The sequence below is a fragment of the Patiriisocius marinus genome (genome assembly GCF_008974325.1).
GTDB classification, from domain to species: Bacteria; Bacteroidota; Bacteroidia; order Flavobacteriales; family Flavobacteriaceae; genus Patiriisocius; species Patiriisocius marinus.
In genome coordinates, this window is record NZ_BKCG01000003.1 from 250,909 (window position 1) to 267,787 (window position 16,879).

Annotated in this window: 16 protein-coding genes and 1 riboswitch; of the genes, 7 read left to right on the top strand and 9 right to left on the bottom strand. The window is 32.1% G+C overall.

The features are described 5' to 3' along the window. Positions 1-6: 6 nt before the first annotated feature. From ilvN to GBH57_RS08100, 4 genes are read right to left on the bottom strand one after another with little or no spacing between them, the layout of a single operon-like run. Complete coding sequence (gene ilvN, locus GBH57_RS08085) at positions 7-543, bottom strand: acetolactate synthase small subunit (protein ID WP_151673877.1); 537 nt, start codon at positions 541-543, stop codon at positions 7-9. 5 nt (positions 544-548) lie between these two features. Continuing rightward, a complete protein-coding gene (ilvB, locus tag GBH57_RS08090) occupies positions 549-2,270 on the bottom strand; it encodes a biosynthetic-type acetolactate synthase large subunit (protein WP_151673879.1) in 1,722 nt (573 codons plus the stop codon). A 22-nt stretch (positions 2,271-2,292) separates the two neighbouring features. Beyond that, positions 2,293-3,969 (bottom strand): dihydroxy-acid dehydratase, encoded by a 1,677-nt coding sequence (gene ilvD / locus GBH57_RS08095; protein ID WP_151673881.1) that lies wholly within the window; start codon positions 3,967-3,969, stop codon positions 2,293-2,295. A gap of 7 nt (positions 3,970-3,976) precedes the next feature. After that, positions 3,977-4,843 (bottom strand): branched-chain amino acid transaminase, encoded by an 867-nt coding sequence (locus tag GBH57_RS08100; RefSeq protein ID WP_151673883.1) that lies wholly within the window; start codon positions 4,841-4,843, stop codon positions 3,977-3,979. 787 nt (positions 4,844-5,630) lie between these two features. Here GBH57_RS08100 and GBH57_RS08105 point away from each other — a divergent pair. The 4 genes from GBH57_RS08105 (at position 5,631) to GBH57_RS08120 (ending at position 10,396) form a co-directional block, all read left to right on the top strand. After that, positions 5,631-7,238: an OmpA family protein gene (locus GBH57_RS08105; protein ID WP_151673885.1), complete on the top strand. Its 1,608-nt coding sequence runs from the start codon at positions 5,631-5,633 to the stop codon at positions 7,236-7,238. A gap of 233 nt (positions 7,239-7,471) precedes the next feature. Then, positions 7,472-8,086: a hypothetical protein gene (locus tag GBH57_RS08110; protein ID WP_151673887.1), complete on the top strand. Its 615-nt coding sequence runs from the start codon at positions 7,472-7,474 to the stop codon at positions 8,084-8,086. 157 nt (positions 8,087-8,243) lie between these two features. Beyond that, positions 8,244-8,341: riboswitch (SAM-I-IV-variant riboswitch) on the top strand. Between the two features lie 47 nt (positions 8,342-8,388). Next, positions 8,389-9,702 carry a Na+/H+ antiporter NhaC family protein gene (locus GBH57_RS08115; protein ID WP_151673889.1) on the top strand — a complete coding sequence of 438 codons (1,314 nt, stop codon included), beginning with the start codon at positions 8,389-8,391 and terminating at the stop codon, positions 9,700-9,702. Between the two features lie 133 nt (positions 9,703-9,835). Then, entirely contained in the window at positions 9,836-10,396 is a 561-nt protein-coding gene (locus GBH57_RS08120; protein ID WP_151673891.1) for a DUF4494 domain-containing protein, read from the top strand. Between the two features lie 171 nt (positions 10,397-10,567). Here the strand turns inward: GBH57_RS08120 and GBH57_RS08125 are convergent, their stop codons facing one another. Then, the gene (locus GBH57_RS08125; RefSeq protein WP_151673893.1) at positions 10,568-11,428 is read right to left on the bottom strand and encodes a hypothetical protein; all 861 of its coding nucleotides are present in this window, start codon (positions 11,426-11,428) and stop codon (positions 10,568-10,570) included. A gap of 206 nt (positions 11,429-11,634) precedes the next feature. On the opposite strand from GBH57_RS08125, the gene GBH57_RS08130 reads away from it, so the two are divergent. The 3 genes from GBH57_RS08130 to GBH57_RS08140 all read left to right on the top strand — a co-directional run bounded on the left by GBH57_RS08130 (position 11,635) and on the right by GBH57_RS08140 (position 13,927). Next, positions 11,635-12,246 carry a DEAD/DEAH box helicase gene (locus GBH57_RS08130; protein WP_151673895.1) on the top strand — a complete coding sequence of 204 codons (612 nt, stop codon included), beginning with the start codon at positions 11,635-11,637 and terminating at the stop codon, positions 12,244-12,246. A 41-nt stretch (positions 12,247-12,287) separates the two neighbouring features. Then, on the top strand, positions 12,288-12,926 hold the full coding sequence (thiE, locus tag GBH57_RS08135) for a thiamine phosphate synthase (RefSeq protein ID WP_151673897.1): 639 nt from the start codon (positions 12,288-12,290) through the stop codon (positions 12,924-12,926). A 101-nt stretch (positions 12,927-13,027) separates the two neighbouring features. Further along, positions 13,028-13,927, top strand: coding sequence for an EamA family transporter (locus GBH57_RS08140; protein ID WP_151673899.1), 900 nt, complete (start codon positions 13,028-13,030; stop codon positions 13,925-13,927). A gap of 37 nt (positions 13,928-13,964) precedes the next feature. Here GBH57_RS08140 and GBH57_RS08145 read toward each other — a convergent pair whose 3' ends face one another. From GBH57_RS08145 to GBH57_RS08160, 4 genes are all read right to left on the bottom strand, one after another. Then, entirely contained in the window at positions 13,965-14,963 is a 999-nt protein-coding gene (locus GBH57_RS08145; RefSeq protein ID WP_151673901.1) for an LLM class flavin-dependent oxidoreductase, read from the bottom strand. 214 nt (positions 14,964-15,177) lie between these two features. Continuing rightward, positions 15,178-15,747 (bottom strand): hypothetical protein, encoded by a 570-nt coding sequence (locus tag GBH57_RS08150; RefSeq protein ID WP_151673903.1) that lies wholly within the window; start codon positions 15,745-15,747, stop codon positions 15,178-15,180. 139 nt (positions 15,748-15,886) lie between these two features. Then, a complete protein-coding gene (locus GBH57_RS08155) occupies positions 15,887-16,426 on the bottom strand; it encodes a LysM peptidoglycan-binding domain-containing protein (RefSeq protein ID WP_151673905.1) in 540 nt (179 codons plus the stop codon). A 208-nt stretch (positions 16,427-16,634) separates the two neighbouring features. After that, positions 16,635-16,826 carry a cold-shock protein gene (locus GBH57_RS08160; protein ID WP_151673907.1) on the bottom strand — a complete coding sequence of 64 codons (192 nt, stop codon included), beginning with the start codon at positions 16,824-16,826 and terminating at the stop codon, positions 16,635-16,637. Between the last annotated feature and the right edge of the window lie 53 nt (positions 16,827-16,879).

Genomic DNA, 16,879 nt, shown 5'->3' on the forward strand with positions numbered 1-16,879 from the left:
ATATTTTTAATTTTTTACAAGTTCTTCTAACTGAAGTACTATTGAGGATAATGTTTTCATTGGTTTTGTAATTGCGACTCTACCTGATCTTACAAATTCTAAAATTCCGAAAGGTTGTAATTCGTCAAATAATTGCTGTGTTTCTTCTTTGTGTCCCGTTTTTTCAATGACTGAAAATTCTGTTTCAACAGATAGCACTCTTGCATTATGCGAACGAACTATTTTTTCTGCATTTCCGCCAGAAGCTAAAACACCAGTTTTTATTTTGTACAATGCAATTTCTTGATGCACTATTTCTGAATCTGTATGGAAGACCGCTTTCACTACTTCAACTTGTTTTTCTAATTGGCCAACCACTTTTTTAACTTGGTTTTCTGTTTCTGTAATTACAATAGTATATCGGTATATATTTTTAATTTCACTTTCAGAAGCGGCTATACTTTCTACATTAATTTTCCGTCTTGTGAAAATAATTGACACTCTATTGAGAATTCCCACAACATCTTCAGTAAATACAGAAATTGTAAATCTTTTCTTATCCATACTTTTTATTTTAATCTTATTTCTGATACCGAAGCACCAGTTGCTATCATTGGAAACACGTTGTTTTCTTTACCAACCATTACTTCAAGAAAGTAAGAGCCCTCGTAAGACAACATTTCTTTAATTGCTTCTTCTAAATGTTCTCTCTTATTAATTTTTTTAACTTTAATCCCATAGCCTTTTACAATGGTTTGAAAATCTGGATTGACCATTGTTGTTGAAGCATATCTTTTATCAAAAAACAGTTCTTGCCATTGCCTTACCATTCCTAAAAATTCATTGTTCAATAACACAATTTTTACGGCTGTTTTAAATTGGAAAATAGTTCCTAATTCTTGTATGGTCATTTGAAAACCACCATCTCCTATGATACCAATAACTTGTGTATCAGGCATTCCCATTTTTGCTCCAATGGCTGCTGGCAAGCAAAAGCCCATAGTTCCCAAACCTCCAGAAGTTATTGATGATCGCGTTTGCTTAAATTTAGCATATCGACAAGCAATCATTTGATGTTGACCTACATCTGATACAATAATATTTTTTTGGTTTGAATACAGGTTTATTTTGTTAATCACTTCGCCCATAGACATTAATTTTGCTTTTGGATTTAGCTCTTTTTTAATTACTTCATTATATTCTTCTTTTTCTAATTTTCTGAAATTTTCTAACCAGTCTTTATGTTCCTTTTTAATTACCAAATCGATTAAAGCTTTTAGACTTTCTTTGGCATTACCTAAGACTGCAACATCTGTTTTTACATTTTTATCTATTTCCGCAGGGTCAATTTCTATATGAATCACTTTTGCCTGTTTGGCATAGCGATTTAAATCGCCAGTAACTCGGTCATCAAAACGCATTCCAATCGCTATTAAGACATCACACTCATTGGTTAACTTATTAGGAGCATAATTGCCATGCATTCCTAACATTCCAACATTTAAGTAATGGTCAGAATCCAATGCAGACAAACCCATTATAGTCCAAGCAGAAGGTAATCCTGCCTTTTCAATAAATTCTTTAAATTCCTTTTCTGCCCGCGCTAAAAGAACACCTTGGCCAAAAAGAACAAATGGTTTTTTTGCTGAATTGATTAATGTAGCTGCTTCTTTTACCTTATCTAAATTTAATTTTGGAGTTGGAACATAACTTCTCATTCCTTTAAAAGGTTTATAGTCAAAATGTAGTGTTTCAAATTGCGCATCTTTAGTGATATCAATTAAAACAGGTCCTGGCCTTCCACTTTTAGCTATAAAAAAAGCTTTTGCCAAAGCAAAAGGGATTTCTTCTGCTCTAGTTACTTGAAAATTCCATTTAGTAACTGGCATAGAAATACCTATAATATCTGTTTCTTGAAAAGCATCAGTACCCAATAAATGACTTGTAACTTGTCCAGTAATACAGACTAAAGGCGTAGAATCAATTTGTGCATCTGCAATTCCTGTAATTAAATTTGTTGCACCTGGACCTGATGTTGCTAAACATACACCTACTTTTCCTGTTGCTCTCGCAAAACCTTGAGCTGCGTGCGTTGCACCTTGTTCGTGTCTAGTTAAAATGTGAGTTATTTTATCCTCGACATCATAAAGTGCATCATAAACCGGCATAATAGCACCACCAGGATAACCAAATATTAAATCTACTCCTTCTGCTATCAATGAATGTACAACAGCTTGAGAACCGGTCATTAATTGTTTTCTAATATTTGTTTTTATTGCTAAATTTTCCATTTTATTATTGGCTTATTTTTAATTAAAATTCGTCTGTCACACAACCTTCAGATGCACAAGAAACAGTTTTAGCATATTTATATAACACGCCTTTTTTATGCTTTAATTCTGGTTGTTTCCAGTTAGCCTTTCGTTTTAAAAGTTCTTCTTCTGAAATATTAAAGTCAATTGTATTGTTAATAGCATCAATGGTTATTAAATCACCATTTTCTATAAGAGCTATTGGACCTCCTACTTGTGCTTCTGGTGAAATGTGTCCTACTACAAAACCGTGAGTTCCACCAGAAAACCTTCCATCAGTTATTAAAGCAACATCATTTCCTAAACCAGCACCAATAATTGCAGCGGTGGGTTTAAGCATTTCGGGCATTCCTGGGCCTCCTTTAGGACCTTCATACCTTATGACTACTACATCTCCTTTAATTACTTTCCCATCTCTAATACCATCATTTGCATCATATTCAGAATTAAAAACCTTTGCAGTTCCTGTAAATTTCAATCCTTCCTTTCCTGTAATTTTTGCCACAGCACCTTTTGGTGATAAATTCCCTTTTAGTATTCTTAAGTGTCCTGTTTCTTTTATTGGGTTATTAAGGGGTTTTATTATTTCTTGACCTACTTTTAAATCTGGAACATTTCCGAGGTTATCAGCTAACGTTTTTCCTGTTACGGTTAAACAATCACCGTGAAGCAAACCATTTTTTAATAAATATTTTAAAACAGCAGGTATGCCACCTATGTCGTGAACGTCTTCCATTAAATATTGACCACTAGGCTTTAAGTCGGCTAAAAATGGTGTGGAATCTGCAATTCTTTGAAAGTCATCTAAAGTAAAATCAACTTCTGCTGTTCTTGCAATAGCCAAAAAGTGTAAAATGGCATTGGTAGATCCTCCCATTATTGTTACTAATCTAATAGCGTTTTCTAATGCTTTTTTGGTAACAATATCTTTTGGTTTGATATCTTTTTCGAGTAATAATCGTACAGCTTCACCTGCTGTTATACTTTCTATTTTTTTCTCTTTCCCCAATGCTGGGTTTGATGAATTGTAGGGAAGTGACATTCCTAATGCTTCTATGGCAGATGCCATTGTATTTGCAGTGTACATTCCTCCACAAGCACCTGCTCCTGGACAGGCTTTTTCTATTATATTTTGATATTCTTCATCATCAATTTTACCAGCTACTTTTTGTCCCCAAGCTTCAAAGGCAGATACTACATCGAGCTTTTTATCTTTATGACAACCAGAGGCAATTGTACCTCCATAAACTAAAACGCCAGGTCTATTTGTTCTAAGCATTGCCATTAATGCTCCAGGCATATTTTTGTCACAACCAACTACAGTTACCAAAGCATCATAAGACATTCCTTCTACTACAGTTTCCATTGAATCTGCTATCACGTCTCGTGATGGTAAAGAATATCTCATTCCTGGTGTACCCATAGAAATTCCGTCACTTACACCAATGGTATTATAAATTAGTCCTACTAAATTTGCATTTTTTGTTCCTTGTTTTACATCAAGTGCTAAATTGTTTAAATGCATATTGCAAGGATTACCTTCGTAGCCTGTACTAGCGATACCCACAAATGGTTTTTTAAAATCTTCTTTTGTTAAACCAATAGCATGTAACATTGCTTTTGCTGCTGGTTGAGAATCGTCTTGTGTTACACGTTTACTATATTTATTTAATTCCATTTTCAATTTATTTTATTTGAACGCATTTTTGATATGCTGTAGCTAATTGATAACCAATACTTTTTTTCCAAGGCAAATTGAATCTGTGATTGTCAAGACTACCAATTGCAGCCACTTCAGCGGCTGTTCCTGTAAAAAAAGCACCATCTGCGTTGTATACATCTTCTGGTGTAAAAAACTTTTCTATTACTTCAAAACCTAATTCATTAGCTAACTCAAATATTGTTTGACGTGTTATTCCTGAAAGAATATTTCCTAATGGAGCCGTAAATAATTTACCTTCTCTCTCATAGAAGAAGTTCGCTCCTGGTCCTTCAGCGACATTTTCGTTCATATCTAAAAGTAAAGCTTCATCAAATCCATTTTGTTTGGCTTCTGTTGTTGCTACTATTGAATTGGTATAATGACCGCATACTTTAGCTTCTACAAAACAAGATTTTGGATTGGGTCTTTGAAAAGAAGATGTCATCAATTTGAGTTGTTTATCGCCTAAATATCTTCCCCATTTCCAAGCAGAAAGCAGTACGTGAACTTCTTCTGAAGGCTGAAGTGCCATATTTTCGCCTACATAAACCAAAGGACGGATATAAGCGTCTTCTAAGGAATTCTTTTCAAGTAATCGGTAACTTAAATCAATCAACTCTTCCACTGTATAATTTAATTTAATATGCATCTTTTCAGCTGAATAATGTAGACGTTCAAAGTGTTCTTTAGCTTTATAAATACTTGTACCATTTTCTGTTTTATAAGATCTTATTCCTTCAAAAACACCCACTCCATAGTGAAGTGTTTGGCTATATAAATTGATTTTACCGTTTTGGGCTTTTACCCACTGGCCATCTAAAAATATTATTGTGTCGCTATTGTAATACATTGTTTTATTACTTAGTTTTTATTCAAAAAAAAAAGCCCTTCTCAGTAATTGAGAAGGGCTTTCATATTATATCAATACAATTACTCTCTCACCTTATGGGGTAAAATAATAATGCTAATAATAATAATAATATTGATTAATAGGTTTGTCATCGCTATGATTGTATTTAAGCTGTTTGTTTTCATTGATATTGATTCTAAAATAAATCAAAAAAAAAACCATCCCAATGGATGGCTTTAAATATATTTTAATTTATAGGCATCCTTAACTTTCGTGACTAATAATCACGATTTCGATAATTGATGCTATAATACTGTATTTCTTCATTGTTAAACAAATGTACATTTTATTTTTAACAAAGCTTATTTTTTGTTAAAAAAATGATTTTTACACAAGGTTTAACTTCATTTGTTCAGACAATACAACTTGTAAAATTGATATTACATCTAATTAGCTGAAATATCAATTGATCATTTCTGTAGATACACTTAAAGTTTAACTGTTTATTTTTATAGTTTAATCTATTATTAATAATAGAAGTAATTTGTAGCTATATAAATTAATAATCGTACTCCCCTTTTCTTACAAAAAGCACATTTCAGAAGTTATTAAAAGACCATTTTAACCGTTGAAAACCAAATTATTCAAATTATCAACTAACTAATCATAAATACATTAGGCCTTTAGACGTTTAATAATTGCCGTTTATAGAATACCATTATTGTTAAAATTGTTGTACGAGATATAAAAATATATTTGCAACAATACTAATTTAAAACAAACATAAATGGCAATCAATTTACTCGATTTATTTAAACAACAATTAACTGATGGCGTACTTGAAAAAGTAACCGGATTAATTGGAGGTGGAGATAATTCAGGCTCAATACAAAAAGGATTAATGGCAGCAGCACCTGCATTATTAGGTGGAATTATGGATAAAGCATCATCTAAAGAAGGTGCAGCATCAATATTTAATATGCTTGGAAATGGAAGTGAATTAGCAGGTTTAGCTAATTTAAGTACTAACCCAGCAGAATCTGAAGGTTTACTTACTAAAGGGCAAGATTTAGTAACAATGGCTTTAGGAGATAAAGCGACTGGTGTTATTGATATGGTAAGTTCATTAGCTGGAATAGATAAAGACAAGTCTTCATCATTATTGAGTGTTGCTGGTTCTATGATTAGCGGAGTATTAGGAAAGCAAAAAGCAGAAGGTTTAGATTTAGGTTCATTTGTAGGCCTATTATCAAATCAAGGAAGTTTTTTAGACAAATTTGCTCCTGCAGGTTTAACCTCTTTATTAGGTCTAGCTTCCTTTTCAGGTATTTCAAATAAATTAGGAGATTTAGCAAGTGGAGCTTTAGGTTTTGCTGGTAATACAGGAAAAGCTGCATTAGACGGTGCAGGAAAAGTTGCTGGCGCTGCTGCCGGAGCTGTTAGTGGTGCTGGTAAAGCTGCTTATGATGGCGCAGGGAAAGCTGGAGCTGCTGCTGCTGGTGCTGTAAGTGGAGCTGGAAAAGCCGCTTATGACGGAGCAGGAAAAGTAGTTGGTGGTGCAGCTGGATTAGCTGGTGATGCTGGTAAAGTTGCAGGTGCCGCAACTGGAGCTGCAACGGGAGCTGCAAAAGCAGGTGGTTCATTATTGAAAAAAATATTGCCTTGGGCTATCGGAATTTTAGCTTTATTGTTTCTATTCTTTTTCCTAAAAGGATGTGATAGTGATAAAAGCATATTAGATAATGTAACAGATGCTGCTAATGAAACTACAGGAACAGTAACTAACGCTGGAAACTCTGTTGTTGATGCTGCAGGAAATGCAGTTGACTCAACAGTTGACGCTGCAGGAAACGCTGTGGATGCTGCAGGAAATGCAATTACAACTGTTACTGGTGGTATTAAAGATGCTTCTGGGAACTTTGTAAATGCTTTTGGTGACGTAATTGGAAAGTTCTTTAGTTCAGATTTACCTAACGGTACTAAATTAAATATCCCTGAAGGAGGATTTGAAGATAACTTTTTAAGCTATATCAAAGATGGAAAGTTCGAAGCTGGAAAATACTATGCTTTTGATAGATTGTATTTCAATACTGGTTCTTCTTCATTGAGTAATGAATCCATTAATCAAATTGAAAACGTTGTTGCTATTATGAAAGCTTATCCAGATGTGAAAGTGCTTTTTAGAGGTCACACTGACAACACTGGATCTGTTGAAGGAAACAACAAATTATCAGCTAGTAGAGCTTTAGCAGTAAAAGCTAATTTAGTAGAAAAAGGTATTGATGCTTCAAGAATAGGAACAAAAGGAATGGGTTCTGTTGAACCTATTGCAGATAATGCAACTCCAGAAGGAAGAGCAAAAAATAGAAGAATTGATGTTTCTATTGTAAAATAAGACATAATATCTTTAACATATTATTAGTCCTGTAGCAGTTTGCTGCAGGACTTTTATTTTTTAACCGATATAGTAATATTTTATTCCATTGTCTAATATTTATAATACCACAACTCTCCTATTTTTATGGATGTTATTACTTTTGTACTTGATATGGATTAGCTGTTTTTAAAAGACTACTAAGATTATTTAATATTTAGTAATTTAATTAACTTGCATAAAAAGCTCAAACGATGAATAAAATTACACTACTTCTACTAATTGCTATTGTAACTACAAGCTGTTCATCATCTAAGATGACTTCATCTCAATGGCTTTCAGACGATTTTAAAAACCAAAAGATTGATAGAATACTCGTTTTTGCCAACACCGAAGATAGTAAACTACAAAAGGATTTTGAAAATGAAGCTTCCCTAGTTTTAATGCAACGGGGCATTTCAGCATTAAAAATGCATAATCTTTTTCCAAATTTAGAATATAAAAAAACGCATTCTCAAGATGAAATTAAACAGTTTGTTTTAGAGTGTAAACATAGAAATATTGACAAAGTATTATTCGCTTCTCAAAAATCTGTTAGTGTTGATACTGTACTTAAAAAATCACTTCATAATTATATGAATTCATTAGAGCCTTTAAAATTAGGGCCTATTGATGAAGAAAACTTAACATATGATACTAAAGAAGTAATTACATACACAATTCAAGCTGCTGTATATGATATTGCGGTTACAACCGAAGATAAGCCTATTGCAACTACAACAGTTAAAGCATCTAACCCTAAGTCTAAAACGGAATTAAAAGCACGCTTTTTAAAAGCTATTTCTAAGCTTTTTAAGAATAATAGATAAGTCACAAGTAATTACATCTATAATTCAGCTTAATGGATAACTAATTTTATTTTTAATTACATTTCAGTAATTGTTAAAAATCCAACTAAACATTAAGTAGAAATTAACTCTTTTTTAGAATCGCATCTCGTTTAATGCGCTAAATTTGCCGCCCTTAATAAATTATCAAGAATCTCAAAAAAGGAGATAGCAACCTGCATTAACAAGCAAGGTGCTAAATAGATAAGCCAATTACTTGGAAAAAATGTTAACTCATACTTCTAGTTATTTGCTGCTATCAACTTTTTTAGAAAAAAAAGAATATGGCAAATATTAAAAAGAGTACTTCAAAATTTTCAGCACTAATTCCCCTTTTTGTATTTGTTTTTACATTTTTAGGTGTTGGTATAAATCAAAATGATTTTTACGCCTTACCAGCTCCTATTGCTGTTATAACCGGAATTATAGTTGCTTTTCTTTTATTTAAACAATCATTAAATTCTAAAATAAATACTCTATTAAAGGGATGTGGGGATGATAAAATACTAACCATGTGCTTAATCTATTTGCTTGCGGGGGCATTTGCTGCCATAACAAATGCAACTGGAAGTGTGGATACTATTGTAAATCTTGGCTTAGATTACATCGCTATAGAATATATATACGTTGGTATATTTATAATTGCAGGTTTTTTATCAGTTTCAACAGGAACTTCTGTTGGTGCAATTGTAGCTTTAACTCCTATTGTAGTGGGATTTGCAGATAAGAGCAACGTAGAGTTAGCAATTCTATGTGGAGCTTTATTAGGAGGAAGTATGTTTGGTGATAACTTATCGGTGATTTCAGATACTACTATTGCAGCAACACAATCGTTGGGAACAAAAATGAGCGATAAGTTTAAAGAAAATGTCAAGATAGTTTTACCCGCTGCTTTACTTACTATTATTATTTTAATTTTTCAGGGTTTAGGATTAGAAGCAACCGAAACTGAAACTGTAGGATATGATTATTCTGTTGTAAAAATAATTCCATATGTTTTGGTAATTATCCTTTCTATTATTGGTTTGAATGTGTTTGCTACTTTATTATTAGGTGTAATTTCAGCAGGTATTTTAGGTATTCTTTATGGTGATTTCACTCTTATTGAATCTACTAAAATTGCTTACACAGGTTTTACCAATATGACAGAAATATTTCTATTATCATTACTTACAGGGGGGTTAGCAGCTTTAGTGGAGCGGAATGGCGGAATCGAATTTCTATTAATTAATATTAAAAAACTGATTAGTAATAAAACAACTGCTCAACTAGGTATTGGTGCATTAGTAAGCACTATAAATATGGCAATAGCAAATAATACCGTATCTATAATTATAGCTGGACCAATTGCTAAAAAAATAAACGATGAGTATGCGCTAGACAATAAAAAAACAGCTTCTATTTTAGATATTTTCGCTTGTATTTTTCAAGGGCTTCTCCCTTACGGAGCTCAAGTTTTAATGATTTTAAGTTTTACAAAAGGTAAAATTGATTATGTTGATTTGGTGTCTAATAGCTGGTATTTACTATTGTTATTTATATACACAATTTTGTTTATTAATTTTAATTCTTTCAAATTTAGTCGTCTTAAACATTAGAATTTGAATGCTAACTTCCTCACAGTAAAACTTCTAAAATCTCCTTCTTAAATTTGTGAATATCTATTCTAGTTTTAGAGTATTTCGGCTAAATCGTTGCGCTATATTTGGCATCCTTAAAACAAAAAATGATATGAGTGCAACTTGGTATGAATGTAAAGTAAAATATAGAAAATTTGATCAAACAACTGGCGTACAGAAAATGAAAACAGAACCGTTTTTAGTGGACGCTATTTCATATACAGAAGCTGAAGCTAGAATTACAGAGGAAATGTCCGCATATCTAACAGATAGTGACGAAATTAAAATTACAAATATCAAAGTAGCAAACTATGCGGAGATTCACCCTTTTGAAAATTCAGATAGATGGTTTAAGTCTCGTGTTTCCCTTATTGCCTTTGATGAAGAAAGTGGTAAAGAGCGAAAGTCAAACCAATACTTATTAGTACAAGCTAACGACGTTAAAGAAGCTTTTGAGAACACTATGGAGGTTATGAAAGATACTATGGGTGAATTTTCAATTCCTGCAGTTTCAGAGTCCCCTATTATGGATGTATTTCCATACTTTTCTGGTGAAGAAGATGACCTAGAACGTGTTAAAAAATTTACAGCTCTAAAGGATTCAGTACCTGTAAATATAGGTATGGATGAAGCTATGGAAATGGCCGATACACTAGCTACAGAAAGTGAATAATTTTACAGACATAAACTTCTAAGCTTTATAAAAAACAATTCAATTCTAATGGTTCATTAGTTCGTTTTAAACAAACGATTTATTGAACCTTTTTATTTACTAAAAAGCTGATTAAAAACACATTAAGATTGTTTAAGCGAATAATTAATTCAAATAGAGAATTTATTTATTTTAGTCTTCACAAGTGACTATGAATAAGCTTTTTTTATTTATTTGTAATGGGAATTTTGGTATAGAACGTATTGCTTCTATTCTAGTAAAAGGGATAAGATTAGATTGATTTGTTTCATCAAAATAAGGAAAAAACTCATTGCCATATTCTAATACTTTAGGTAATATTTCATTTTCAGTATGCGCTGTAATAAACAGGAGATCCTCTTCGCTAATATCTTTTAATTCACCACTTTTTTTAATACTCTTCCCTTCTCCTAAAATTAACTCATTATTTTCAAATACCGCTTTAAATGACCCTCCATTTGAATATGTACTTGGCAGACCTGTGAGTAAGTATTCATTATAATCGTGCTCAATTGCATAACTATATAGCTCAGAAGATCCTTGTGGTTCGCCTAAATAATATTCAACTATTGCTGGAGCATAGGCATCTATCGTTTTAACAGGTTCAGTTTGATTATAGCGATATGGATAACTAAAGCAATTAGCACCATCGTTAAATATAGGATTGAAGCTTTTATTTTTGGTAGCATTAATACGTACAGCGTATTTTAAATTAGCTTCAACTGAGAAATTAATAAATACCGAGTCTCTAAGTGTAGGATTTTTACGACCATAAAGCACGAATTTAGGTTCTGAATGGTACGTAAATGTGTAGTAGTTATCTGTAGCTTCCCAAGTTCCTTTTTGGAATCCTCCAAAATAAGCAACAACAAAAGTATGATTTGGCATTACTATAAAAGTTGTACCTCCTTCTGGATTTCCACTACTCTCATAATATGTACCTTCAATCTCATTATTTTGAGCCATTAAGCTTAAAGTAACTAGTGTTATAACACTAAAAAATAGTGATTTCATTTAAATGTTTTTACCGTATAAATATAGTTATAACCTTTTAATTGAGTGTTTTCAAAGGGTATATGTGAAGCTACTATCAGCAACATATAAAATCAAAAAAATCAATATCGCAAACTAACTTGATTTAATGTTATTTAAGGCAGTGAATCCATACGATAGCTAGTATATTTGCCGTAATTATACTAATACCTTTATCACTACCCGATATGCCTTTTAAAAAATTACATCCAGATATTCAAGAGAAGTTGGTCGATCTAGAAATAGAAACGCCCACTCCACTACAAAGTAAAAGTATTCCTGTAATTAAAAGTGGTGCTAATGTGTACTGTATTGGGCCAAAAGGTAGTGGAAAAACAACCACTTTAATCCTTACTACTTTACATAAATTAAAGTGTAAATCTGTTGGGCAACAGCCTAGAGCTATTGTTATTGTTGAAGATAAGCAACGTGCTTTAGATTTACACGATGCCTTTATATCACATCTTAAATATAGTGCCATGCGAGTGTATGCTAGTTACGAGCAGCTACATATTGATGTTCAGAAATCTGAAATATTTATGGGTGTTGACATTCTTATTTCTACACCTAAAGCGTTAAATAAGCTGTTTTTAGCTAATAGTTTAAGTACTTCGGAAATTAAAATTGTAAGCATTGATGATGCTGAATTTCTTTATCAGCAATCTGCTTATGCAGCTCTATTATCTGCCGAACAATTTATTAAAAAAAGTCAATTTGTTGTCTACGCTGAAGAAATAACGCCAAAAATTAAACGTTTTGAGTCGTTTTTTATGGAGTATTCCAAAAAGGTATCTGTTTAAGATATAACTGATTTTAAATTTATAAGAAATATTCATAATCAATGATTCCTAAGTTACACTATATATCGCAAGGAAATACTCCAAAAGAACATCTTGAAAATATTCAAAAAGCTTGTACTTCTGGAGCTGAATTAGTGCAATTACGATTGAAGAATATTTCGGATAAGAAATTTTTAAAATGGGCACAAGAGGCAAGAGAAATTACCTCTCATTTTCAAACAAGACTACTAATTAACGATAATTATAAAATAGCAAAAGAGGTGAAAGCTGATGGTGTTCACTTAGGAATGAGTGACTCCTGCCCTACTTTTGTTAGAAAACATCTACATACTTGGCAAATTATAGGTGGTACTGCAAATACGTTTCAAGATTGCGAAACGCTACTAGACAAACAAGTTAATTATATTAGTTTAGGTCCATTTAGAGAAACTACTACTAAAGAAAACTTACCTCCAGTATTAGGTTTACAAGGTTACACTGCTATCACTGATGTTTTAAAAACAGGAACTCCCATTTTAGCTGTTGGTGGTATAACATTAAATGATGTTACGGCTCTTTTAGAAACTGGTGTTTCGGGAATTGCAGTATCTGGAGCTATAACAAGTAATTTTAATAGTATTCGTGAATTTAACAACCTACTAAACGCATCGTCAACTGCTGAGCAGCGTCACACATTTTAAGTCTGAGAATAAATTTCCACCCCTTTTTAATTTAGGTGTAACTTAGATAATTTATGTTAGAATATTAATAACACCTTTCCTTAAAAAAGTATATTCGCGGCATGTGGATGTATTTAGGTTTATTGGCAGCATTATTTTTAGGTTTACACAACTTATGTAAGAAGCATGCTGTACAAGGTAACGAGGTTTTTCCTGTACTCTTAGGTACCGTTTCTAGCGGATTTTTATTTGTGGCAATTTTCTATCTGTTAGCAAAGTTCTATCCCGAATATGCGCTGGAACATGGTTATAATTTTCAATCTATAACTTGGAAAATACACGGTTTTATTTTTATTAAATCACTTATTATGGCAAGCTCTTGGGTTTTAGCTTATCAAGCTTTAAAGCACTTGCCTATTACCATTGTCACCCCTATTCGCTCTGCAGGTCCATTCTTTACTTTTATTGGCGCTATGGTTATTTATAAAGAAAGTCCAAATGCATATCAATGGGTTGGTTTTTGCTTAATTATATTTTCGGTGATGTTGTATTCAAGAATAGGACAAAAGGAAGGTATTAATTTCAAAAATAACAAATGGATATTTGCTATTATAGGTGCTACATTTTTAGGTGCTAGTAGTGGTTTATATGATAAGTATTTGGTTCAATTTTTAAGCTTAAACCCACAAACACTTCAATTTTGGTTTTGTTATTACACGATACTAATACTGCTTGTAATCCTAACTATCACTTGGTTTCCTTATGCCGAAAAGAGAAAGGCATTTAAATTTAGGTGGTCCATTATAGCCGTAGGAGTTTTATTACAAGCTGCAGATTATTTTTATTTTAAAGCACTTCAAGATTCTGATGCATTGATTATGTTACTTTCAGCTATTAAACGAAGCCAAATTATTATTGCAGTTGTTATTGGTGGAATTATATTTAAAGAAAAGAACAAGCGTAAAAAGTTGATTCCACTAGCGGGAATTATGACAGGAGTATTTTTAATTTTATACTCTTAATAATCCCTTTAAAGGTTGTTGTTAGTTGTATCTTGTTTTAATTCAACTCTTTCATAATTTCAGCAAACAGTTCGTAAGAGCGTATTCTATCATTAACATCATAGATATTTGAAACTGCAATAAGTTCGTCTGCATGAGTTTGTTCCAAGAAATCTTTCACCTGTGTTTTTACGGTTTCTTTACTTCCAATAAATGAATATTTCAGCATTTGATTTACTTGAGGGTGTTTAAGTATCTCTCTATACTCGTCCGTCATAGCTTCTGGAGGTTTTACATAATCTCGTTTACCTGTAAATATGCCAACAATCATTTTAATTAAAGATGTAGATAAGCGTTCGGCTTCTTTATCTGTATCTGCTATAACAATATTTACTCCAGCGATTACATAAGGCTTGTCTAGTTTTTCTGAAGGTTGAAATTCGTCGCGATAAATTGCTATTGCATTATCTAAATGAGTTTTTGCAAAGTGACTTGCAAAAGCATATGGCAATCCTTTTTTGGCAGCTAAATGTGCGCTATCAGTACTTGATCCTAAAATATAAATTGGCACATTGACACCTTCTGCTACAGTAGCACGAACATTAGAAACAGCGTTTTCCAATGAGAAATATGTTTCAATTTTTGCAATCTCATTTGGAAATGATTGAGCAGCTTGCATAAAATCTGATCTAATTGCCTGCGCAGTCTCCCTATCAGTTCCAGGAGCTCTTCCTAACCCTAAATCAATACGATTTGGATAAATAGAAGCAAGTGTTCCAAATTGTTCTGCAATTATCAATGGAGAATGATTAGGTAACATAATACCTCCTGAACCTACTCGCAATGTTGTTGTTCCTTCTGCGATATAACCTATTAATATTGAAGTTGCACTACTCCCTATTGTTTTAGAATTATGATGTTCTGCTAACCAATAACGCTTGTAACCAAACGATTCACAGTGTTGAGCTAAGTTAAGGGCATTATTGAATGTTTGTTTAAGACTTTGACCTTCTGAAACTAACACAAGGTCTAAAATTGCAAATTCAGTATTTTTCATTACTTTATAATTTATCCATTTTTTTCTGAAATTTTACTTACAATAGTAAGCAATCAAGTTTTTAAACATTGGATATTATAAAGGTAGTGTTTATAGAAATTAGCTGCTTATTAGTGTAGAATTTTTAACACAGGAATGTACATAAATTAACACTTCATTACTATTTTCAATGAAATATAACATTAATTAAGTTTGTTATATTTCAGAAGAAATTTTATTCTTTCCAACCCCAAGGAGCTTCTGGTTTTTCAATAGTTTTAGTTAAATCCATCACTACTTTGAAAATACGCTCTGTCCCTATTCTTTTTAAATTATATGTAAATATTTTATCGTCAATTGTAATCCACCAAACATTAGTTGCAGCGGCTGGAATCATTTTTTGAGTTTGCGTGTCAGCTGGGAAAAATTGAAGATCTGCTTTCCCAACATTACTTGCTGTTCCTCCATAAAAATTAATTTCATCCTCTGTACCATCTTCGTGACGGTGATCGTGCTTTAAAGTTATAATATCATTCATTTTGGTCAAAATCCAAGTTCGCGATTTGTCATCGCCAACGTAAAAAGGAATTCGAATTTCATTATCACTACACGCTCTAAAGTGCATTACAAGTTTTTTACCCCCAAAATCTTTATCTTCTTCAGGCAGAGCTAAACTACCTTCGTAGGCATTACCGCAATGCGATTTCAATGTGTCCCAAAAGGTTTGAGATGGTGCAATTTCTTGCGAAATTGAAGGAAAACTTATAGCTAAAGCTAATAGGAAAATGATTTTTCTGATATTCATAATTGCGATATTAAAGCTTCTCAAATATATTGAATTAACTATGGAAATTAGCTATAAACCTTAATTGTTAGCATAAAAAACGAGCACCTATAATAATAGTTACTCGTTAAAATATAATATAAAATTGAACCCTGATGTATTAGTTCACTTTTAAAGTTTGACCTATAGAAAGCATTGATGTTGTTAAGTTATTCTTACTTTTTAAATCACTTACAGAAATATTGAATTTTCTAGAAATAGAATATAACGTTTCTCCTTTCTTTACAATGTAATCACTCGTAGGTGAAGTAGCTGCTGTTGTTCCTTTTTTAACAATTATTTCTTGACCAATACTCAAAGCATTAATAGCTGCAGATGAGTTTAACTCTTTTAATGTGGCAAGTGAAATTCCGTATTTTTTAGAAATAGAATACAATGTTTCTCCTTTTGCAACTTTATGTGACGTCGCATTTAGATTTCCACTAGATGTTTGAACTGATGCCTTTGTAGCCTTCATTGAAGTGTTTAAACTATGCGAACTTCCATTAGGTATTTCTGATACGATTTCACCGGTTTGTACATTAATAAATGCTGGCTTACTATCTAAAATAACTTGTTCAAACTTGGGTGATGTATTATTATCTTGTGCTAAAACACTAAATGAACAACATATAATGAATAAACTAATTCGACTTTTCATATGGTAAATTTTAAAATGCAATTATATTAAATAAAGGTGTAATTAATGTGTTTGAAAATAGTGTTTTCGATGATAAAACATAAAACCTGACCAATGTCATAATTTTCATTTTTTTATCATTTTTTAAGGTCTTTTGAATTTAAAATTTCAGCATAAAAAAACTCCCATCAATACGTTGATGGGAGTTTTGAGAAACTTGAAGTATATATTAGATAACTTTTACATTTACTGCATTTAATCCTTTGTTACCTTCTTTCAAATCGAACTCAACTACATCGCCTTCGCGAATTTCGTCTATCAATCCTGAAATGTGTACAAAGTGGTCTTTTTCAACTCCTTCTTCTGTAATAAATCCAAATCCTTTTGTGTCGTTGAAAAATTTTACTGTTCCTTTACTCATAATAGTATTATATTTAATTTTAATAATTACTAAATATCATTCAATTATAGTGC